At 33.6% G+C, this 17,180-nt stretch carries 15 protein-coding genes; 9 read left to right on the plus strand and 6 right to left on the minus strand.

Annotated features, from left to right (window positions below):
• The first annotated feature begins 1 nt into the window (after position 1).
• The 6 genes from C8C83_RS24790 (at position 2) to C8C83_RS24815 (ending at position 6,440) form a co-directional block, all read left to right on the plus strand.
• Positions 2-1,480, plus strand: coding sequence for a RagB/SusD family nutrient uptake outer membrane protein (locus tag C8C83_RS24790; RefSeq protein ID WP_233566211.1), 1,479 nt, complete (start codon positions 2-4; stop codon positions 1,478-1,480).
• Positions 1,467-2,960, plus strand: a complete 1,494-nt coding sequence (locus tag C8C83_RS24795) for a hypothetical protein (protein WP_121331202.1) — start codon at positions 1,467-1,469, stop codon at positions 2,958-2,960. Before C8C83_RS24790 ends, C8C83_RS24795 begins: the two co-directional genes overlap by 14 nt.
• A gap of 181 nt (positions 2,961-3,141) precedes the next feature.
• Positions 3,142-4,290 carry a cytochrome c peroxidase gene (locus tag C8C83_RS24800; protein ID WP_121331203.1) on the plus strand — a complete coding sequence of 383 codons (1,149 nt, stop codon included), beginning with the start codon at positions 3,142-3,144 and terminating at the stop codon, positions 4,288-4,290.
• 144 nt (positions 4,291-4,434) lie between these two features.
• On the plus strand, positions 4,435-4,761 hold the full coding sequence (locus C8C83_RS24805) for a metalloregulator ArsR/SmtB family transcription factor (RefSeq protein WP_121331204.1): 327 nt from the start codon (positions 4,435-4,437) through the stop codon (positions 4,759-4,761).
• 58 nt (positions 4,762-4,819) lie between these two features.
• On the plus strand, positions 4,820-5,293 hold the full coding sequence (locus C8C83_RS24810) for a DUF6428 family protein (protein WP_121331205.1): 474 nt from the start codon (positions 4,820-4,822) through the stop codon (positions 5,291-5,293).
• Positions 5,294-6,029: 736 nt separating this feature from the next.
• The gene (locus C8C83_RS24815; RefSeq protein WP_121331206.1) at positions 6,030-6,440 is read left to right on the plus strand and encodes an arsenate reductase ArsC; all 411 of its coding nucleotides are present in this window, start codon (positions 6,030-6,032) and stop codon (positions 6,438-6,440) included.
• A 93-nt stretch (positions 6,441-6,533) separates the two neighbouring features.
• On the opposite strand, the gene C8C83_RS24820 is transcribed toward C8C83_RS24815, so the two are convergent.
• Together C8C83_RS24820 and C8C83_RS24825 are read right to left on the minus strand one after the other, a co-directional pair.
• Positions 6,534-7,979, minus strand: coding sequence for a serine hydrolase domain-containing protein (locus C8C83_RS24820; RefSeq protein ID WP_121331207.1), 1,446 nt, complete (start codon positions 7,977-7,979; stop codon positions 6,534-6,536).
• 78 nt (positions 7,980-8,057) lie between these two features.
• A complete protein-coding gene (locus tag C8C83_RS24825) occupies positions 8,058-8,783 on the minus strand; it encodes a hypothetical protein (protein ID WP_121331208.1) in 726 nt (241 codons plus the stop codon).
• A 213-nt stretch (positions 8,784-8,996) separates the two neighbouring features.
• Here C8C83_RS24825 and C8C83_RS24830 point away from each other — a divergent pair, with 213 nt between their 5' ends.
• Together C8C83_RS24830 and C8C83_RS24835 are read left to right on the plus strand one after the other, a co-directional pair.
• Positions 8,997-9,650, plus strand: a complete 654-nt coding sequence (locus C8C83_RS24830) for a VOC family protein (RefSeq protein ID WP_121331209.1) — start codon at positions 8,997-8,999, stop codon at positions 9,648-9,650.
• Between the two features lie 53 nt (positions 9,651-9,703).
• Positions 9,704-10,105, plus strand: a complete 402-nt coding sequence (locus C8C83_RS24835; RefSeq protein WP_121331210.1) for a tautomerase family protein — start codon at positions 9,704-9,706, stop codon at positions 10,103-10,105.
• A gap of 261 nt (positions 10,106-10,366) precedes the next feature.
• Here the strand turns inward: C8C83_RS24835 and C8C83_RS24840 are convergent, their stop codons facing one another.
• Positions 10,367-11,443, minus strand: coding sequence for a BamA/TamA family outer membrane protein (locus tag C8C83_RS24840; RefSeq protein WP_121331211.1), 1,077 nt, complete (start codon positions 11,441-11,443; stop codon positions 10,367-10,369).
• A 187-nt stretch (positions 11,444-11,630) separates the two neighbouring features.
• Here C8C83_RS24840 and C8C83_RS24845 point away from each other — a divergent pair, with 187 nt between their 5' ends.
• Complete coding sequence (locus C8C83_RS24845; protein ID WP_121331467.1) at positions 11,631-12,281, plus strand: GNAT family N-acetyltransferase; 651 nt, start codon at positions 11,631-11,633, stop codon at positions 12,279-12,281.
• Positions 12,282-12,356: 75 nt separating this feature from the next.
• On the opposite strand, the gene C8C83_RS24850 is transcribed toward C8C83_RS24845, so the two are convergent.
• From C8C83_RS24850 to C8C83_RS24860, 3 genes are all read right to left on the minus strand, one after another.
• The gene (locus tag C8C83_RS24850; RefSeq protein WP_121331212.1) at positions 12,357-14,363 is read right to left on the minus strand and encodes a heavy metal translocating P-type ATPase; all 2,007 of its coding nucleotides are present in this window, start codon (positions 14,361-14,363) and stop codon (positions 12,357-12,359) included.
• A 286-nt stretch (positions 14,364-14,649) separates the two neighbouring features.
• Positions 14,650-15,918: an efflux RND transporter periplasmic adaptor subunit gene (locus tag C8C83_RS24855; protein WP_121331213.1), complete on the minus strand. Its 1,269-nt coding sequence runs from the start codon at positions 15,916-15,918 to the stop codon at positions 14,650-14,652.
• 2 nt (positions 15,919-15,920) lie between these two features.
• A complete protein-coding gene (locus C8C83_RS24860) occupies positions 15,921-17,171 on the minus strand; it encodes a TolC family protein (RefSeq protein WP_121331214.1) in 1,251 nt (416 codons plus the stop codon).
• Positions 17,172-17,180: the final 9 nt, after the last annotated feature.

Consider the following 17,180-nt stretch of genomic DNA (forward strand, 5'->3'; position numbering starts at 1 on the left):
GATGAAATATTTTAAAAATAGAACAGGGTTTAAATTAGCACTGCTTTTCACCTTACTTTGTTTATTGCAAGGCTGCAGTGATTTTCTGGAGCAAGAACCTGGTACACAAATTTCGATTACAGAACAGCTAAAAAATAAACAAGGTATGTTACAAGCCGTAAATGGCATGTATCGTGGTCTTGAGGCTAATGTACGTGCAGGTGTTTTTCCTGTTTATGCGGATGTTCAGGGCGGAAATTTAAAATTTACTCCTTCGACAACAGTCAGTTCATTAGGTTTAATTAGTATTCCGTCGCCTATTACAAACCTTTATTCTTTTGAAGATCAATCTGATAATTCTAATTTTGCGTCTTTTTACAGCAATAGTTACAGCACTATCAATCAATCAAATTTGATTTTAGAATTTGTCGATGCATTGCCGGACGCTACAGAAGCTGAAAAAAATCAAATAAAAGCCGAAGCCCTGACTGTTAGAGCGTATTCTCATTTTTTACTAAGCGAAGTCTTCAGCCAAAATTACGCTTATACAGATGATGCATCGCATTTAGGAATTATTTACAACAAAGCGTCATTAGTTCAAGGTCTTACTTATCCGGCGAGAGAAACTGCTGCCAATACTTATGCTTTGTTAATCGATGATATTACAACAGCTATAAATTTATATGCTAATGCTTCGCTTTTGACTGGTCCTGCTTATTCTTATTTTAATAAAACGAGTGCAAAAGCATTATTGGCAAGGGTTTATCTGTCTAAAAAAGATTGGAAAAACGCTTACGAAACTTCCAATGATATTATTTTAAATTCGGGTGTAAGTTTAGTAAATTCAGCGGATTATATCGCACAATGGGAACAGCCGGATTTGCCTGTTTCTGAAATTTTACTTGAATTTACGATTCCTAAAACTACTGATGGAACTTCCAGCGGATCATTATCTGTTCCTTTCGGATATACTTCTGCAACTGTTTATGGCGATTATGCTGCTTCACAAGATTTATTGGATTTATATGAAAATGACGATATCAGAAAACAGTTGTTTCTGGAAAAAACAATTCCAACTCTTGTCAATTTACAATTCGAAAACCAGAAGTATTATTTTACCAAAAAATTTCAGGGAAACCCAGGATATGTTGCCTTTAGATTAAGTGAACAATATTTAATTCGCGCCGAAGCTGCATTAAAACTTAACAATCCGGAGCAGGCAAAAACAGATATTAATACCATCAGAGCAAGATCTAATGCCACTTTATTGACGGATACAAATAATCTCGAAGAACTTATATTTCTGGAAAGAAGAAAAGAATTATGTTTTGAAGGTCATCTGTTTTTTGACCTTGCCAGAAACAAAAAAGACATTTCACGCAATGACGGTTGTATTTCGCTTAACTGCTCGCTTACCTACCCGTCGCCAAAATATGTAATGCCAATACCACGCTTCAACATTAACCTAAATCCAAACTTAAAACAAAATGAATCATACTAAAATTATATCCGTATTAAGTATTATTGTTGCCTTATTTGCATCTTGTTCTAAGGACGATTACAGGTTAGATTCTAAAAATGTTGATCCTTTTATACGCTTCAATTTTCTGGCAACTGCTGCAGGAGTTCCGCTCGAATATCCTGCCGTAAGTACAACTTTGGCTCCAGCCACAACATATGACAATAAATCAATTAAGAAATTAAAAGTTCCGGTAACGCTAACTTCCACAACATTAAAATCACCTGTTACAGCAAATTTTAGCGCGGTAACATCAGGAGATGCCAATACTTTTAGTGTTGAACCCGAAAATCAATTATTGTTTGAAGGCAATAAACTGACGGATACTATTTATCTTTCGTTTGATAAAAGATGGAAAGACAAACAAACTATAACTCTGAAATTAGAAAATACTTCTGATCCTGCAATTCACATCGGAAACCTGAATACAGCAGCACCAAATAATACTTTTACCATTAATTTGGCAGAAATAAGTACCACTTATACCATTCCTGACAAGCAAATTACAATAAAAGGAATTGCTGGCGAAAAAGTAGATTTTAAAGTAAATTTCCCTAACGGATTTATTCCATCGGAAATTGAAAATCTGTCTATTTTTAAATTTGTAAATGGTTTTGAATATGCATTAAGTCATGACGAATTTGGTGACAACAGAAGTTCTGTTACCTATCATTTGACACTTTTGGAAGACATTCAAAACGATGATGTCAGGTTTGAAACTAAAATCACACTGATTAATTCCACCAATTACATTGCAACGGGAAATACCGTTTTACAAATTATAAAACCAATCAAATCACCGCGAGATATACAAACTAATCCGGCTTCTAAATTCTACGATTTATCGAATAAATTTTACCTCACTTATGGCGAAAACTGGTTTGATAAAAGCGGTACTTGTGGATGGCAATCTTATAATGCATTTACGTTTCCGGTTGTCGTAACAAAAGATTCAGAAAATGCCATATTATATAGTGATAACGGCACAAGCAATACAAATGATGATATCTACCACGATGCTTTTAAAATAGGATTTAACGTAGTTACAGGAAATTCGACTACAAATTCTTTTAACTTAAAAAGATGGTTTACGAACGAAAATGTAAATGGAGCAAATTCTCCTGGGCTTAATATCACATCTGCGCTTGAATTTTTTCCCGAAAACGGAACCAGTAAAACAAACGGAAGTGTACTTGTAAATCCGCAATCGATAACAATTGCGCCAAGCGGAAAAGGTCCCGATGGAAAAGATAAACCTGGTCATGTTATAGAAATCGCAGGAGAAGGAACTTATAAAGAAATAAGCAACGGTTTGTTTGAGATTTCATTTGAATTAAAACTAACAAACGAACTACTTTTTGGAGGAACGGTTTCGTGCCAATACAGAATGTATAACAATAAAACATATCCAAAATTAGCGCCTTTAGATGCATCTTGTCCTAAGGAAGTTACGTTGCCGTAGATTTAGTTTTTAGTTTTCAGTTTTCTGTCGCAGTCGCAGTCGCAGTTGAACGCAAGTCACCTTTGTCAAAGTTTAAAACTTTGACAAAGGTTTACGTCTAAAAAAACTGAAAACCGAGACTGAAAACTGTGACTGAGACTGAAGACTGAAAACTGAGACTGAGACAAAAAAATAAACAAAAATGAAATTGAAAAAAATAATAATCCCTCTTTTATTCCTATTAAGTTTAACGGCTTACAAAAGCATTGATCAACCTGATTATATCGATGTTCAGGAATTGCGAAAATTATATTCCAGCGGAGATCCGTCAACTTGGCCAACAGCTGAATTGGATAAAAATGTAGATAAAAGTACATTCCGTGATATTGGAGTACTTCCTGCTGTGCCTTATCCTGATTATAATCCGTATTCGAAGGAAAAAGAAAGTCTGGGTAAAATATTGTTTTTTGATCCGAGGTTATCGACAAGCGGACAAATTGCGTGCGCTTCCTGTCATAATCCAGAATTGGGCTGGACAGATAATTTAACGCGTTCTTTTGGTCATGATCGCCAAACGGGAAAACGAAATTCGATGACGATTTTAAATTCGGCGTATGCCACATCTTTATTTTGGGACGGACGTGCAAAAAGTTTAGAAGATCAGGCACAATTCCCGATTGGAGATCCTCTTGAAATGAACGAAAAACTGACAATTGCCGTTGATAAAATTGCCAAAATAAAAGGCTATAATGCTCTTTTTGAAGCTGCTTTTGGAAATAAAAAAGTATCATTGGAACGCATACAATATGCCATTGCAACTTTTGAAAGATCTATAAATAGTCCGAAAAGTAAATTTGATCAGTTTGTTAGCGGAAAATCTGATGCTTACACCGATTCACAAGTAAAAGGTTTGCATTTGTTCAGAACCAAAGCGCAATGTATCAATTGTCATAATACGCCATATTTTAGCGACAATCAATTTCATAATGATGGACAAACTTTATTTGGAACAAAAAATGAAGATTTCGGACGTTATAATGTTATCAAGAACAAAGCAGATATTGGAAAATTCAGAACACCAACGCTTCGTGAAGTAGTAAACACAAAACCATGGATGCATCACGGACATTTTCCGTCTTTATTGGATGTTGTTGAATTATACAATTTGGGAAATCCCTCGCCTGTTCAGAAAAAATATTTGGGCACAGAACGCGATTCTTTGATTCCAAAAGTAGATCCAATGCTAAAAAAACTGGATTTAAATAAAGAAGAAATCAGTGATCTTTTGGCTTTTATAGAAACATTGAGTACGCCAACAAGAAGAATCATAATTCCAACATTACCGAAATAATTTAGTTTGTAATTTGCCCCATAAAATTTCAAACCTGCAAAGCCCGTTTCATTAATTTGAAATGGGCTTTTTTTGAAAAAATAAGTTAAATATTTTTTACTTTAAAATCTATATCGTAATATTGCAATATAAAAAATAAAAGCTATGGGAGCGACTAAAACAGAACATTTTACAGATAAGCAAAACCAAATCGCAACTATTGCCAAAGCATTAGGACATCCAGCAAGAATTGCCATTATTGAATATCTTTTGAAGGTAAACGAATGTATTTGTGGTGATATTGTAAACGAATTGCCACTTGCGCAACCTACCGTTTCTCAACATCTTAAAGAACTTAAAAACGCCGGACTTATAAAAGGAAATATCGAAGGAAATGCAATTTGTTATTGCATCAACGAAGAAACTTTTGATGTTTTAAAAGGGTATTTTTCGAATATTATAGCGGTAACTAAAAATCAAAAATGTTGCTAAAGCATTTTTTTAGCAATCTATATCGCAATATTGCATTATAACTATAAAATAAAAAACAATGAAACTATCAGATATTAAGCGAATACTTCCAACACTCGAAAACGTAGAATTTCAGTTGGAAAATGGGACTTTTGTTCCCGAACATTTCCATGTTACAGAAGTTGGAATGATCTCAAAAAACTTTATTGATTGTGGCGGCGTAATTCGTCACGAAAAGGCGGTGAACTTTCAGCTTTGGAACGCTGATGATTACGAACATCGCCTAAAACCAACCAAACTTTTGAATATCATAACTCTTTCTGAAGAAAAATTAAACATTGAAGATTTAGAGATTGAAGTCGAATATCAAAGCGAAACAATTGGCAGATATGATTTAGAATTTAATGGCAAAAATTTTATCCTAAAAAGTAAAACTACAGCTTGTTTAGCGCAAGATGCTTGTGGAATTCCTTCGCAAAAGCAAAAAATAAGTTTGACTCAATTGCTTACAGATTCAGGAAGTTCGTGTTCACCTGATGGCGGTTGTTGTTAATAATATATGAAAATCAAGAATTGAAATGTGCCTTTAGGTACTATATATTGCCAGAAATTTAGGTAAAACGTAACAGCGTGCCGTAGGTACGCAACAAAACGGTGAACATTGCGTACCTACGGCACGCTAAATTCATTTCAATTGATGTTTTCTACCGATATATAGTGCCTAACGGCACAAAAGAACTTTAAAACCCTTGATTCGCACATATTCAAATCAACAATTAAAATGTGCCTTTAGGCACTATATGTTGGTAGAATTTTAGATAAAAAAGGTAACAGCGTGCCGTAGGTACGCAACAAAACGGTAACCATTGCGTACCTACGGCACGCTAAATTCATTTCAATTGATGTTTTCTACCAATATATAGTACCTAACGGCACAAAAAAACTTTAAAAAACCTTGATTCGAACATATTCAAATCAACAATTGAAATGTGCCTTTAGGCACTATATGTTGGTAGAATTTTAGATTAAAAAGATAACAGCGTGCCGTAGGTACGCAACAAAACGTACCTACAGCACGCTAGATATATTTTCGATTTATTTTTTTACCAATATGTTGTACCTATAAGGCACAAAAAAACTTTAAAATTTTGATTTGAATATGTTCAACCTATTAATTAAATACAAAAAACCAATTATCATCACTACATCTGTTATTGTATTGCAGCTTATTTTTGGCTTTGACCCAAAGTTTTGCATTATCAATATCATTTGGTTATTCGTTTAAAATTATGAAAAAGAAGATTCTCGTACTTTGCACCGGAAATAGTTGCAGAAGTCAAATTGCTGAAGCCTATTTAAGGCATTTTTTTGATGATAAAGCCGAAGTTTACAGCGCCGGAGTTGAAACACATGGCGTAAATCCCAGGGCGATTGCAACGATGAAAGAAGACGGAATTGATATTTCAAATCACACGTCGAATCATGTTGATGAATATGAAAATATTGATTTTGATATCGTAATTACCGTTTGTGACAATGCCAAAGAACGATGTCCGTTTTTGCCAACAAAAGCTAAAAAACTACATCAAAACTTTCCTGATCCTGCAAAAGCGACTGGAACTGAGGAAGAAATTTTAAACGAATTCAGACGCGTCAGACTAATGATTAAGGAATATTGCAGTGCATTACAAATTTCTTAATTGCTGTTGAATTACAATTAAAAAGCCTATTTCCACATCTCTTGGAAATAGGCTTTTTCTTTTAGAACTCGACTCTAAATATGAATTTTCCCTTTATTTTAAAGCTTGTTTTAGCTCTGCTATTTTCTTATTAACTCTTGCGCGATAATCTGTATCTGTGCTTAATTCTGCTGCTTTTGTATAACTCAACAAAGCATTTTTTATATCCTTATTTACTTCATAAGCTTCTGCTAAACTATCATAAACATTACTGGATTTAGGATATTCTTTGGCATTTAGGCTAAAAACCGAAACTGCTTCAGGCACTTTTTGATCGTGATATAAAAGTATGTATCCAATTCTATTAAGATGTTCCTCTAAATTGACATTCGCGTATTTTGGATCTTTTTTCAAAGAAGCAAAAGTATTTTTTAAACCCGAAACGTTTTCCTGCGCACTTTTCATTAAAGTTTCATACGCTGCAAAGCCATAATCTATGATATCGTTATCAACAAAATGAGCAATCTGATTGATGATATCTTCGACATTTGCATCACTTCCAATTCCGTTTGCCATAAATATAATACTCAAATTATCGTTTGGAAAATTTCTGTAAGCAACTCTTCTACCTCCAGAAAAACCATAAGATGTATGTCCGTTTATAATGCGTTCATCCCAGCCTAAAGTAAATTTATAATCGGTTTTTGTAAACGGAAATAAAGTCCACATTGTGTTTTTAGTTTTCTCATTAATGAGTTTATTTTCATTGAATTTACTATCCCATTTTATAAATTCATCCATCGTAATATTGATTCCGTTACAGCTATTTAAGTAACTTCCGTTATTAGAAAGTCCGATTTGCATTTTACCTCCCGAAAAATTATTGTAAGGTGTAACTCTGTTTGCAAAAATATCTCTGGAATCTGTAGAGAAAAAAACATCTTTATTTTCAGCCTGATTTCCAAACTGGTTTTCGATTATAAATGTTTCAATATTTTGTTTGCTAATGGTTTCGATAATCTTTTGAAGCAACCAAAAATTCGTTTGATTGTACTCATATTTTTCGCCTTTTTCGAATTGAATCGCATCGGCAAATACTTTTGCTTTGGCTTCATTTTCCGGCAATTGTTCATAATTTACAATATCCGGAAGTCCCGAAGAATGTGTAACCAAATGTTTGACTTGAACTGAATTCCATGTTGCCGGCAAATCAGGAAGGTATTTTGAAATAGGATCTTCTAATGCCAGTTTATTTTGTTCAATCAATTGAAAAACTCCTATAACAATAATCGTTTTTGTCAAAGAATAAATTCTGAAAATAGATTTATCCGAAACTGGTACATCAAACTCAATATTTGCTTTTCCGTAATTATTTCTATGAATAACTTTTCCGTTTTTTATTACCGCAACGGCGATTCCGGGCATATTATACTTGGTTGTAACCTCAGTTAAATAGTTATCAATTTGTGTACTTGATTCCTTTATTGTCTTTGGTTTTTCCTGTGCCGATAAAATCATAAACGATAATAATGAAGTAAGCGAAATAAATAGTTTTGTCATAGTAAATGGTTTTCAAGAATAGACGCTACTTTTTTGTTTTTGTGACAGTTATTACAACTTTTTTATTTTGGATAACTTTTATTCTTCAAACAAAGCATCAAACTTTTTTATCAAAATACTTTGTTTATTTTTCTTCTCCAAAGCAATAAAAATGTATTTATCATTAAAATATAAGATCTCAGGAGCTTTAGAATAACAATCTTTTTTCTCAATATCATGAAGTAAAACCTGAATATTTTCTATGCCTGAAAAATCTTTTGAAACTTTAGAAAAACAGATAAATGTAATTGTCATATTCAATATTAATACAATCGATACATATAGACCAAAAGTTAGTTTTCTGTGGATAAATTCTCCAAAACAGACATAAGCCAAACCAGTCAAAAAGCTTAAAAGGAACAAAAACTTCCATAATGAGTTAAGCTCTTTTAATTGTATGATGTCTTGAATATCACTAATTATCCATCCAATAATTAAAAGCGTAATAATCAATGCAATAAATATAATTACAACAACTTTTATAAGAACACCTACAAGTTGATTAGGCGTTTCAGTTGGTAAAGTATCAACTTTCTTCCTGTTTTTAATAGTTTGAAGAATGATTGAAATTGGGAAAACTAAAAAAAATAAAACAAACAAACCATCAGAAATCAATTGTGAAATCGAGAAAAAACGAATCATATAGGATGAAATAGAACCTAACATCCACAATTGCCATATTCCGCCTAATACTGTTGGCACAATTGCGATCATCGTTATATTCTCTTTTATTTTTTTATAAGAACTATTTAGATATTCGTTCATCCGTTTTTTCTTTCAAACATACTAAAAAATACTTATTCGTGTTATTATTAATAATATTTTAAAAGCTAATTTTTAACACGATACTTCTTCTCATAATAATTTCTTATTCTTTCATTGAAGTATAAAATCGTTCACTATTGAGAATACTATAATCCTTTTTTAAATTTGTTTGAAACGAAAAGAAGTTTTGCTTCTCTATAAAAGCCTACTATTATGAAACTACAGCATATCCAAATTCTAACCAACAATATTCAGCAAACTGCCAAATTTTACAACGACATTCTGGAACTCCCAATTATAGAAAAAACATCAAAATCCGTTACCATTAAAGCAGGAAATTCGATCTTAAAATTTGTAGAAAATCCTGATTTTAATTCGATGTATCATTTTGCTTTTAATATTCCTGAGAATAAACTTGAGGAAGCAATTGCATGGTGCAACGACAAAATAGATTTAGTAATAATTGAAGATAAACGTATCATCGCGAATTTTGAAACCTGGAATGCAAATGCGGTTTATTTTTACGATAACAATGGTAATTTATTAGAGTTTATTGCCAGACATGATCTCGATAATTCACAGATAAAACAATTCAGTTCTAAGTCGATATTGAATATTAGCGAAATTGGTCTTGCAAACGAAGATCCAATAGAATTAGGAACACAATTAATAGAAGATTATAATCTTTCTTTTTTTGCTAAAAACTTTAATAGTGAAGCTTTTGCAGCCATTGGTGATGACGAAGGATTACTAATAATCGTCAAGCCAAATCGAAATTGGTATCCTACTCAAACGCCTTCTAAAAGTAATAAAACAGAAATCAGGATTGAAAACAATAACGATTCTATCCATTTATCTTTCGAATAAAAAAGTTAGAAAAAACATTTATCTTTATAATTGTAATTTAAATAAGAATAAAAATGCCATTTGTCCGAATCAGCCTTCTTAAGAAACTTTCGCTGGAAACTAAAAACAATATTTCAGAATCGATTCATCATGCTTTAATAGAAGAATTTCATATTCCGAAAGATGATTATTTTCATGTAATTGAAGAATTAGAACCTCATCAGATAAAATATCCTGAAAGTTATCTTGGTGTTTCACATTCTGATGCTATTGTTTATGTTCAAATAACAGCCGGACAAGGCAGAACACGTGAACAAAAGACGAAATTATACCATCAAATTGCAACCAAAATTTCGACCTCAACAGAAATCCTGATTAACAATGTTATTATTGTTTTAATGGAAAATAATGGTCTTGAAAATTGGTCTTTTGGAAATGGAGAAATTCAAATATCTGCACATTTAAAGAATTTATAACTTTTTGACAGCATATAATTCATCTTCTTGTTTTACTTGGCGCATAAAAAATTAAATACCTAGATATGGTGAATAAATCCCTAGCAAAGACACAAAATCGCAAAGATTTTGTCATTTCGACGGAGGAGAAATCTCTGCGAGAAGCTCGACAAAGTTTGGATTCTCGTTGCGGAGTTACTTGCGGAAATTTCTCCTCCGTCGAAATGAGAACATTGTGTTTAAACTTTGCGTCTTAGCGCCTTTGCGAGATTAATTTATTTTCTAAAAAGCTTCGCCAATTCTAAAATAAAGTCCCCAATCTCCTTTTCCAACGGCGGCATCAAGTCCAACATTAAATTTTTCGGTTTTGAATGCTCTGTAACGAATACCGGCTCCGGCTCCGGGATATAATTTCCAGTTGAAACTTTCTGTATCTGAACCATAAATTGTAGCCACACCCGCAAACCCTACAACTCCAATTTTTTTAGCAAAATTATAGCGATATTCTGCTTGTAAATCGATAAGTCCGTCGCCGCGATATTTCCCTTCAGAATAACCTCTGATATCTTCATTACCAATCGTTACTTGTTGTTCGAACGCAATATTTCCTAACCCAAACTTACCCGAAAAACGAGCTGCAAGAACATCAACTCCATTTCGCATTGGAAAATATTTATTAAACTCTGAGAGAATTTTATTGGCACTGACATCATTTCCAAACCATTCCGGATAAGTAAGCCATCGCAATTTTATTTTATCTCCTTTGGTAGGATAATAAACGGCATCGCGGGTATCATAAAGCATTAGCAACTGCAATCCATTTGTATGTGTTACAGAAGTTGGCTGAACATCGTCTTCGTATTTGGTGTCATAATGTGCATAGGCGTAACCAAATCCTGCATAAAATGCTTTTATTATTTTACGTTGTAGACTGAAGTTTATTATCGTGGTTTTGGTTCCGTAATTATAGAAATCCGGCGTATCAATATCATCCACAAAATACTGCGCATTTTTATTTCCGTTTGCCAGAAACAATTGTGCACGCCAGCGATCTTCTTTAAAATACCATTTATTGAATGAGGCAATAAAATAGGATTTATTGGTCGCATATACAGCCGAAATTCCAGATAAAGATTTAGGAGAAATAGTATCTGTTTTGTCTAGCTTGAACATCATCATCGGGATTGCTCCAAACATAAAATCAAGAGTACGATTGTAGTTAAGATAAGGCATTACATTAAAATCAATATTCTTGTTTTTTTTCTTGGATGTTCCGCTACTGTCAGCACTTTTTGTTTGTGTCCACGCCAGCGAACAATTTAAAAATAATACTATGCACAGGAAAAGTATTTTCTTCATAATTTTACTTTTGAGGTATAAAACAAAGCTAGTACATCGATTAAAAACAATCCTTTAATTTAAGTAATCATACGTTGCATATTCTAAAATGAAACCATCTTTACATCTACTTGAATCTAAAATTATTGAATAACTTGTAATGAACTCAAAAAGTAATTTTTACATTTACAATTCTGCTTTTAATATTATGAATCAAAAGAACATTCCTTTTAATGTTTTAGAAAAATGGCTTAAAGCATGGTCATTATCAAGAGAATTACCATTGCCTGTAAAATACAAATCAGGACTTATGGTAGAAGTTGGTTATGAAGATCAAAAAAGACGTTATGTTTTTACCGAACTAAATATTGATTTTTTAGAATTATCAGAATCTATAAATCAGCCTGGGATTTTTCTAAAAGTTTGCGCTTCTGCTGATACATTAAAAAACAGAATCTCTCAAAAATGGAATATTCAGCCACAAGGTTATATGATGACTTGTTTTCAACCAATGAATATTCCAAATCACAGTTTAAACGATAATTATAAATTAGAATTTGAGCACTATAATAGTACTTATTTGGTTCGAATTGTTACTCTAGAAGGCGAATTAGCTTCGACAGGACGCATTATTCTTGTCGATGATTTAGCAGTTTATGATCGAATTTCGACCGAACCTCAACATAAAAGATTGGGGCTTGCTTCTATACTAATAAAAGAACTCGAGAAGATTGCTTTAGCAAATGGTATACGCAATAATTTTTTGGTTGCAACCGAAGAAGGCAAATTATTATATGAATCTCTTGGATGGGAAGTTTACTGTCCTTATACCTCTATTGTAATTCCTGACGAGAATTAAAGCTATTTTTTGAACTATTAAGAATAAAAAAAACCGTTTCAAATTTTACTCTGAAACGGCTTATTTATATTAAAATTAAAATTTCATTTTCTGAATTCTGACGGCATTTAATATCGCCAATAATGCAACGCCAACATCGGCAAAAACGGCTTCCCACATTGTGGCTAATCCACCGGCGCCAAGAATCAGTACAAAAGCTTTTACAACAAAAGCTAAAGTAATATTTTGCCAAACGATTTTTTTAGTCTGTTTCCCAATATTAATCGCCATTGGAATTTTACTTGGTCTATCGTCCTGAATTACAATATCGGCAGTTTCGATTGTGGCGTCACTTCCTAATCCTCCCATCGCAATTCCAACGGTACTTAAAGCGATAACAGGCGCATCATTTACACCATCGCCGACAAAAGCTACGGTTTCATTTTTCGCTTTTATTTCGTTTAGTTTATCGACTTTCCCTTCCGGAAGTAAATCTCCAAAAGCATTTGAAATCCCTAATTTATCGGCAACAAATTGCACAACATTCGTTTTATCTCCGCTTAACATTGTTACTTTTACACCCAAAGCCTTAAGTTTGTTTACAGCTTCCTGAGCATCCGCTTTTATTTCGTCTGCAATGGTCAAATATCCGGCAAATTTCTTGTCGTAAGCAATTGCAATCGTCGTGTAAACTACTGAATTTGGATCAATATCATATTTAATATTGAATTTATCCATTAATTTAAAATTCCCAACGTGCAGTTCTTTTCCGTTAATTTCTGCTTTTAATCCATGTCCCGAAATTTCTTCAACATTTTTTAATTCTATAGAAGCATCTATTTTCCCTACATGATTATGAATCGCCGTTGCAACGGGATGTGTACTTTGACTTTCTAAGACATTGACGAATTTTAAGATTTCTTCTTTATCGAAATTATCAGCAATAATAACTTCCTGAACTTTAAAAACACCTTCGGTCATTGTTCCGGTTTTGTCCATCACAACATTCTGAATCGTTGAAATACTATCCAAAAAATTACTGCCTTTAAATAGGATTCCATTTTTACTTGCAGCGCCAATTCCGCCAAAATAACCCAACGGAATACTAATAACCAAAGCACAAGGACATGAAATTACCAAGAAAACTAAAGCTCTGTACAACCAATCACTAAAAACATAATTGTCAACAAAAAGCCATGGTAATACACAAATGGCAATTGCCAAATAAACGACAATTGGTGTATAAATCTTGGCAAATTTTCTAATAAAAAGTTCGGCTGGTGCTTTTTTAGTCGTGGCATTTTGTACCATTTCTAAGATTTTAGAAAGCTTACTATCATTATATGCCGTTGTTACTTTTACAAGAGCGATTGTGTTTCCGTTAATCATTCCGGCAAGAACAGTTTCACCTTTAACCTTGGTATCAGGTTTACTTTCTCCGGTAAGTGCCGCCGTATTAAACGAAGCTGTATCTGATAACAATTCGCCATCTAGTCCTAATTTCTCGCCCGCTTTAAGCTGAATAATCGATCCTATTTTTGCATCAGCTGCTTTGACTTTTGTAGCAACATTATTTTCTAAAATACTAACCTCGTCAGGACGTTGATCTAATAAACTTTTGATATTTGATTTTGCACGGCTTACCGCCAATCCCTGAAAGTTTTCTCCAATGGTATAAAATAACATTACAGCAACTCCTTCAGGATATTGTCCAATTGCAAAAGCACCAATTGTAGCAATGCACATCAGGAAAAATTCTGAAAAAACATCACCTTTCATAATGCTTTCATAAGCTTCTCTCAAAACAGGAAGTCCAACCGGCAAATACGCAATTACATACCATGCAATTCTAACATAACCCGAAAACCAGTCTTGCGGAAAATAATTGTCTAAACCAATCCCAATAAGTAATAAAACAAATGAGATTATCGCGGGTAAAAACATCTTAAATAAACTTCCATCAGCGTTATGTTCGTGGTCGTGTCCGTCTCCATGATCATGTCCATCATTTTCAGAGTGAACAGGTTCGTCATGTGAACAACAGCAGGTAGATTGTTTTGGTTTCTTTTTTATTATTTTTTCTTCTGTATGTGTGTGTTCCATAAAATGAGTTTCAAGTTTTATTTGTTTAAAGTTTAAAGTTCAAACTTTGTCGAAATAGATTCTAAATTTACGGATTTTGTCGCAAATGTTTATCAGTTGGGTTATTTTAATCTCGCAAAGACGCGAAGTCGCAGAGTTTTTTAAGTTTCTTCTGATTTTCGATATTAAAACTTAAAAACATAATACCCGAAAACTTTGCGACTTCGCGACTTTGCGAGTAATTCTACACCAGCTAAAAAAACCTCAGCACCTCAATATCTCAGTAACTTAGCACCTTTAAAAAAAATCAATGCTCATGCTCTCCTCCGCCCTTTAATGCCGATAGCAAATAAAACGCTCCTTTGGTCACAATTTTAGCATCAGACGCAATTTTATCTACAAACTTAACTTCAGTAAAACCAAGATCTGTTGTACCCGGAACCACTTCAATTGCTTTAAAGTGGATTTCTTTTTCGTGTGGTGTTCCTTTTTCGGTTGCCTTTTCCTCGTGTTTATCAGCATGGTCTTCTTCCTGAACAAAAACAAAATACTTATCTGCATTTCGCACAACGGCATCTTTTGGTAAAGCCGGAACCGTCGTATTTGTAATGTTGATGTTTGCCGAAACGTACATTCCCGGGATTAATCCTTTGGCATCAGCCGGATCAATTTTGGCGTGAACAGCAACGGTTTTACTTTCGTTAGAAAATGATTTATTGATTCCGAATATCTTTCCTTTAATAGATTTATTAGACTGATTTGTCAATACAAAATCAATTACTTGCCCTACCGAAATCGAACCTAAATCTTTCTCATAAACATTCAAATCAAGATGCATCTGAGTATTATCAACCACTTCAAACAATGTTACTCCGCTTTGTGCGAACGCTCCTTTTGCAATTTTTATATTCCCAACATAACCGCTGATTGGCGCTACTATTGGCACTAACGAAGTACTGCCTTTTGTACTCACATTCAAAGCGTCTAATTTATTCTTTGCTGCTTGCGCTCTCGCTCTTTCTGCAGCCAATTTTGATTTTACTTCCTGAAAAACTTTTCTCGGATTCACATTCTCATCACTCAATGTCTTCTGACGATTGTACTCTAATTGCAAATATTCGATATTGGCTGTAGCCGAATGATAATCTTCCTGCATTTCGATTACTTCAAGATTCTGAATTGTCGCCAGAACTTTGCCTTTGTTTACAAAAGTGCCTTCCAAAACAAAAATATCTTTTACTGTTCCTCCTATTAAAGTAGAAACTTCGGCAGAATTTTGCGGCGGAACTGTTGTATAACCATTTGCTTTTATGATCTTGTTCAGGTTTCGGTCTTCTACAATTCCAGTTTCAATCCCAACGGTTTTATATTGAGATTCGTTTAATGCAACTTCTGTTTGCGATTTTTCTTCTTCCGGAGCTTCTTCGGTTTTCTTTTCATTGCAGGATGCGAAGGATATAACCGCAAGGCACGCAAAGGCAAAAAAGCGCAATGCACGCAAGGAAATTAAACTTTGCGTCCCGATAGCCATCGGGATTGCGTCCTTTGCGGTTAAGTTTTTAACTATATTTTTCATTTTTAATTGTTTTTGATGGTTGGGAATTGTACTTCAATAGCGCTTTGATTATAATTATGAGTGGCTTCTGTATATTGCTTTTTAATATCAATTGCCTGATTTAAAAAACTGATATACGACCAATAACTCATATCGCCATTTGCATAACTTTTTTGTGCTGTATTGATAATCTGATCTGCATATTGCAAACCTTCTTTCTCATAATAATCTAATGCTTTTTGCTGCTTTTTGAAATTATTTTCCAATTCTTGCTTTTGCAAATTCAGCGTTAGTTTATTTTTATCTAAAGCCAATTGTGATTGCGAAATACTAATTGCCGAAGCTTGTGCCTTTGCAGTATTTACACCTCCAAACAACGGAATTTGCAATCCTGCCGTAAAGCCCTGAAACAAAGATTCGGTATTAATCGTCTGAGCAAAATATCCCAAACCAACTTTAGGTGTTCGCATTGCTTTATATGTATTTGCTTCTTTTTGATATACCGAAATTTGCTGCTGATAATAATCTGTCATTAAACCTTCGGGATTCAAATTTCCTGCTTCTTTGATAACCGAATATTGCAAAGGTGTTTTCTCATCAGGAATAACATTTTCATCTGTTTCAATGAAAAATTGTAATTGCTTTTGGTAAATCGCCAAATCATATTCTAATTGTGCTTTTTGCGTTTCAATCTCTTTTACTTTCGCTTTAGCACTAATAACTTCAATATTTCCGCTTTCTCCGGTTTGAAATCTAAGTTCGGCATTCTTTAGAAATTTGGTGTAAATGTCATTTAATTCCGAGTTTAATTTCTGAATCGAAAGTCCGTACAAATATTGATAATAAGCCAATGTAACTGCTTTTTCTATTTCGTAAGAAGATAAAGCTTTTCGTTTTTCCGCCAGTTTTATCAATTCTTCTTGTAGTTGTCGATTAGCTTTTGTGATATTCCCAACCGGAAAAAACTGCTGAATTGAAACATTATGATCGAAATCGGCGCTATTGAATTGTCCGCCTTGGTATTGCACCTGAAGCGGTTCGGGCTGAAATGCTGTCTTTTTTAGAACCGTTTGTCTTTCTATTTCTTTATCAGCAATTTTTAATTCGATGTTATTTGATTTGGCAAGTTCGATTGCTTTTTCAAGACTTATTTTTTCTTGTGCTTGCGAAATTGTGCTAACCAATAAAAGTCCAATTAACCGCAAAGTTCGCAAAGGAAGATTCGCAAAGTTCGCAAAGGCGTTTGTGTTTAAATTATATCTTGTGTCTTTCATCTTGTCTCT

The sequence above is a fragment of the Flavobacterium sp. 90 genome, from assembly GCF_004339525.1.
Classification (GTDB): domain Bacteria; phylum Bacteroidota; class Bacteroidia; order Flavobacteriales; family Flavobacteriaceae; genus Flavobacterium.

What these genes read in the sequence shown, in the direction of transcription:
- C8C83_RS24790 (WP_233566211.1), top strand. Translation starts at nt 2, where the DNA reads ATGAAATATTTTAAAAATAGAACAGGGTTTAAATTAGCACTGCTTTTC.
- C8C83_RS24795 (WP_121331202.1), top strand. Translation starts at nt 1,467, where the DNA reads ATGAATCATACTAAAATTATATCCGTATTAAGTATTATTGTTGCCTTA.
- C8C83_RS24800 (WP_121331203.1), top strand. Translation starts at nt 3,142, where the DNA reads ATGAAATTGAAAAAAATAATAATCCCTCTTTTATTCCTATTAAGTTTA.
- C8C83_RS24805 (WP_121331204.1), top strand. Translation starts at nt 4,435, where the DNA reads ATGGGAGCGACTAAAACAGAACATTTTACAGATAAGCAAAACCAAATC.
- C8C83_RS24810 (WP_121331205.1), top strand. Translation starts at nt 4,820, where the DNA reads ATGAAACTATCAGATATTAAGCGAATACTTCCAACACTCGAAAACGTA.
- C8C83_RS24815 (WP_121331206.1), top strand. Translation starts at nt 6,030, where the DNA reads ATGAAAAAGAAGATTCTCGTACTTTGCACCGGAAATAGTTGCAGAAGT.
- C8C83_RS24820 (WP_121331207.1), bottom strand. Translation starts at nt 7,979, where the DNA reads ATGACAAAACTATTTATTTCGCTTACTTCATTATTATCGTTTATGATT.
- C8C83_RS24825 (WP_121331208.1), bottom strand. Translation starts at nt 8,783, where the DNA reads ATGAACGAATATCTAAATAGTTCTTATAAAAAAATAAAAGAGAATATA.
- C8C83_RS24830 (WP_121331209.1), top strand. Translation starts at nt 8,997, where the DNA reads ATGAAACTACAGCATATCCAAATTCTAACCAACAATATTCAGCAAACT.
- C8C83_RS24835 (WP_121331210.1), top strand. Translation starts at nt 9,704, where the DNA reads ATGCCATTTGTCCGAATCAGCCTTCTTAAGAAACTTTCGCTGGAAACT.
- C8C83_RS24840 (WP_121331211.1), bottom strand. Translation starts at nt 11,443, where the DNA reads ATGAAGAAAATACTTTTCCTGTGCATAGTATTATTTTTAAATTGTTCG.
- C8C83_RS24845 (WP_121331467.1), top strand. Translation starts at nt 11,631, where the DNA reads ATGAATCAAAAGAACATTCCTTTTAATGTTTTAGAAAAATGGCTTAAA.
- C8C83_RS24850 (WP_121331212.1), bottom strand. Translation starts at nt 14,363, where the DNA reads ATGGAACACACACATACAGAAGAAAAAATAATAAAAAAGAAACCAAAA.
- C8C83_RS24855 (WP_121331213.1), bottom strand. Translation starts at nt 15,918, where the DNA reads ATGAAAAATATAGTTAAAAACTTAACCGCAAAGGACGCAATCCCGATG.
- C8C83_RS24860 (WP_121331214.1), bottom strand. Translation starts at nt 17,171, where the DNA reads ATGAAAGACACAAGATATAATTTAAACACAAACGCCTTTGCGAACTTT.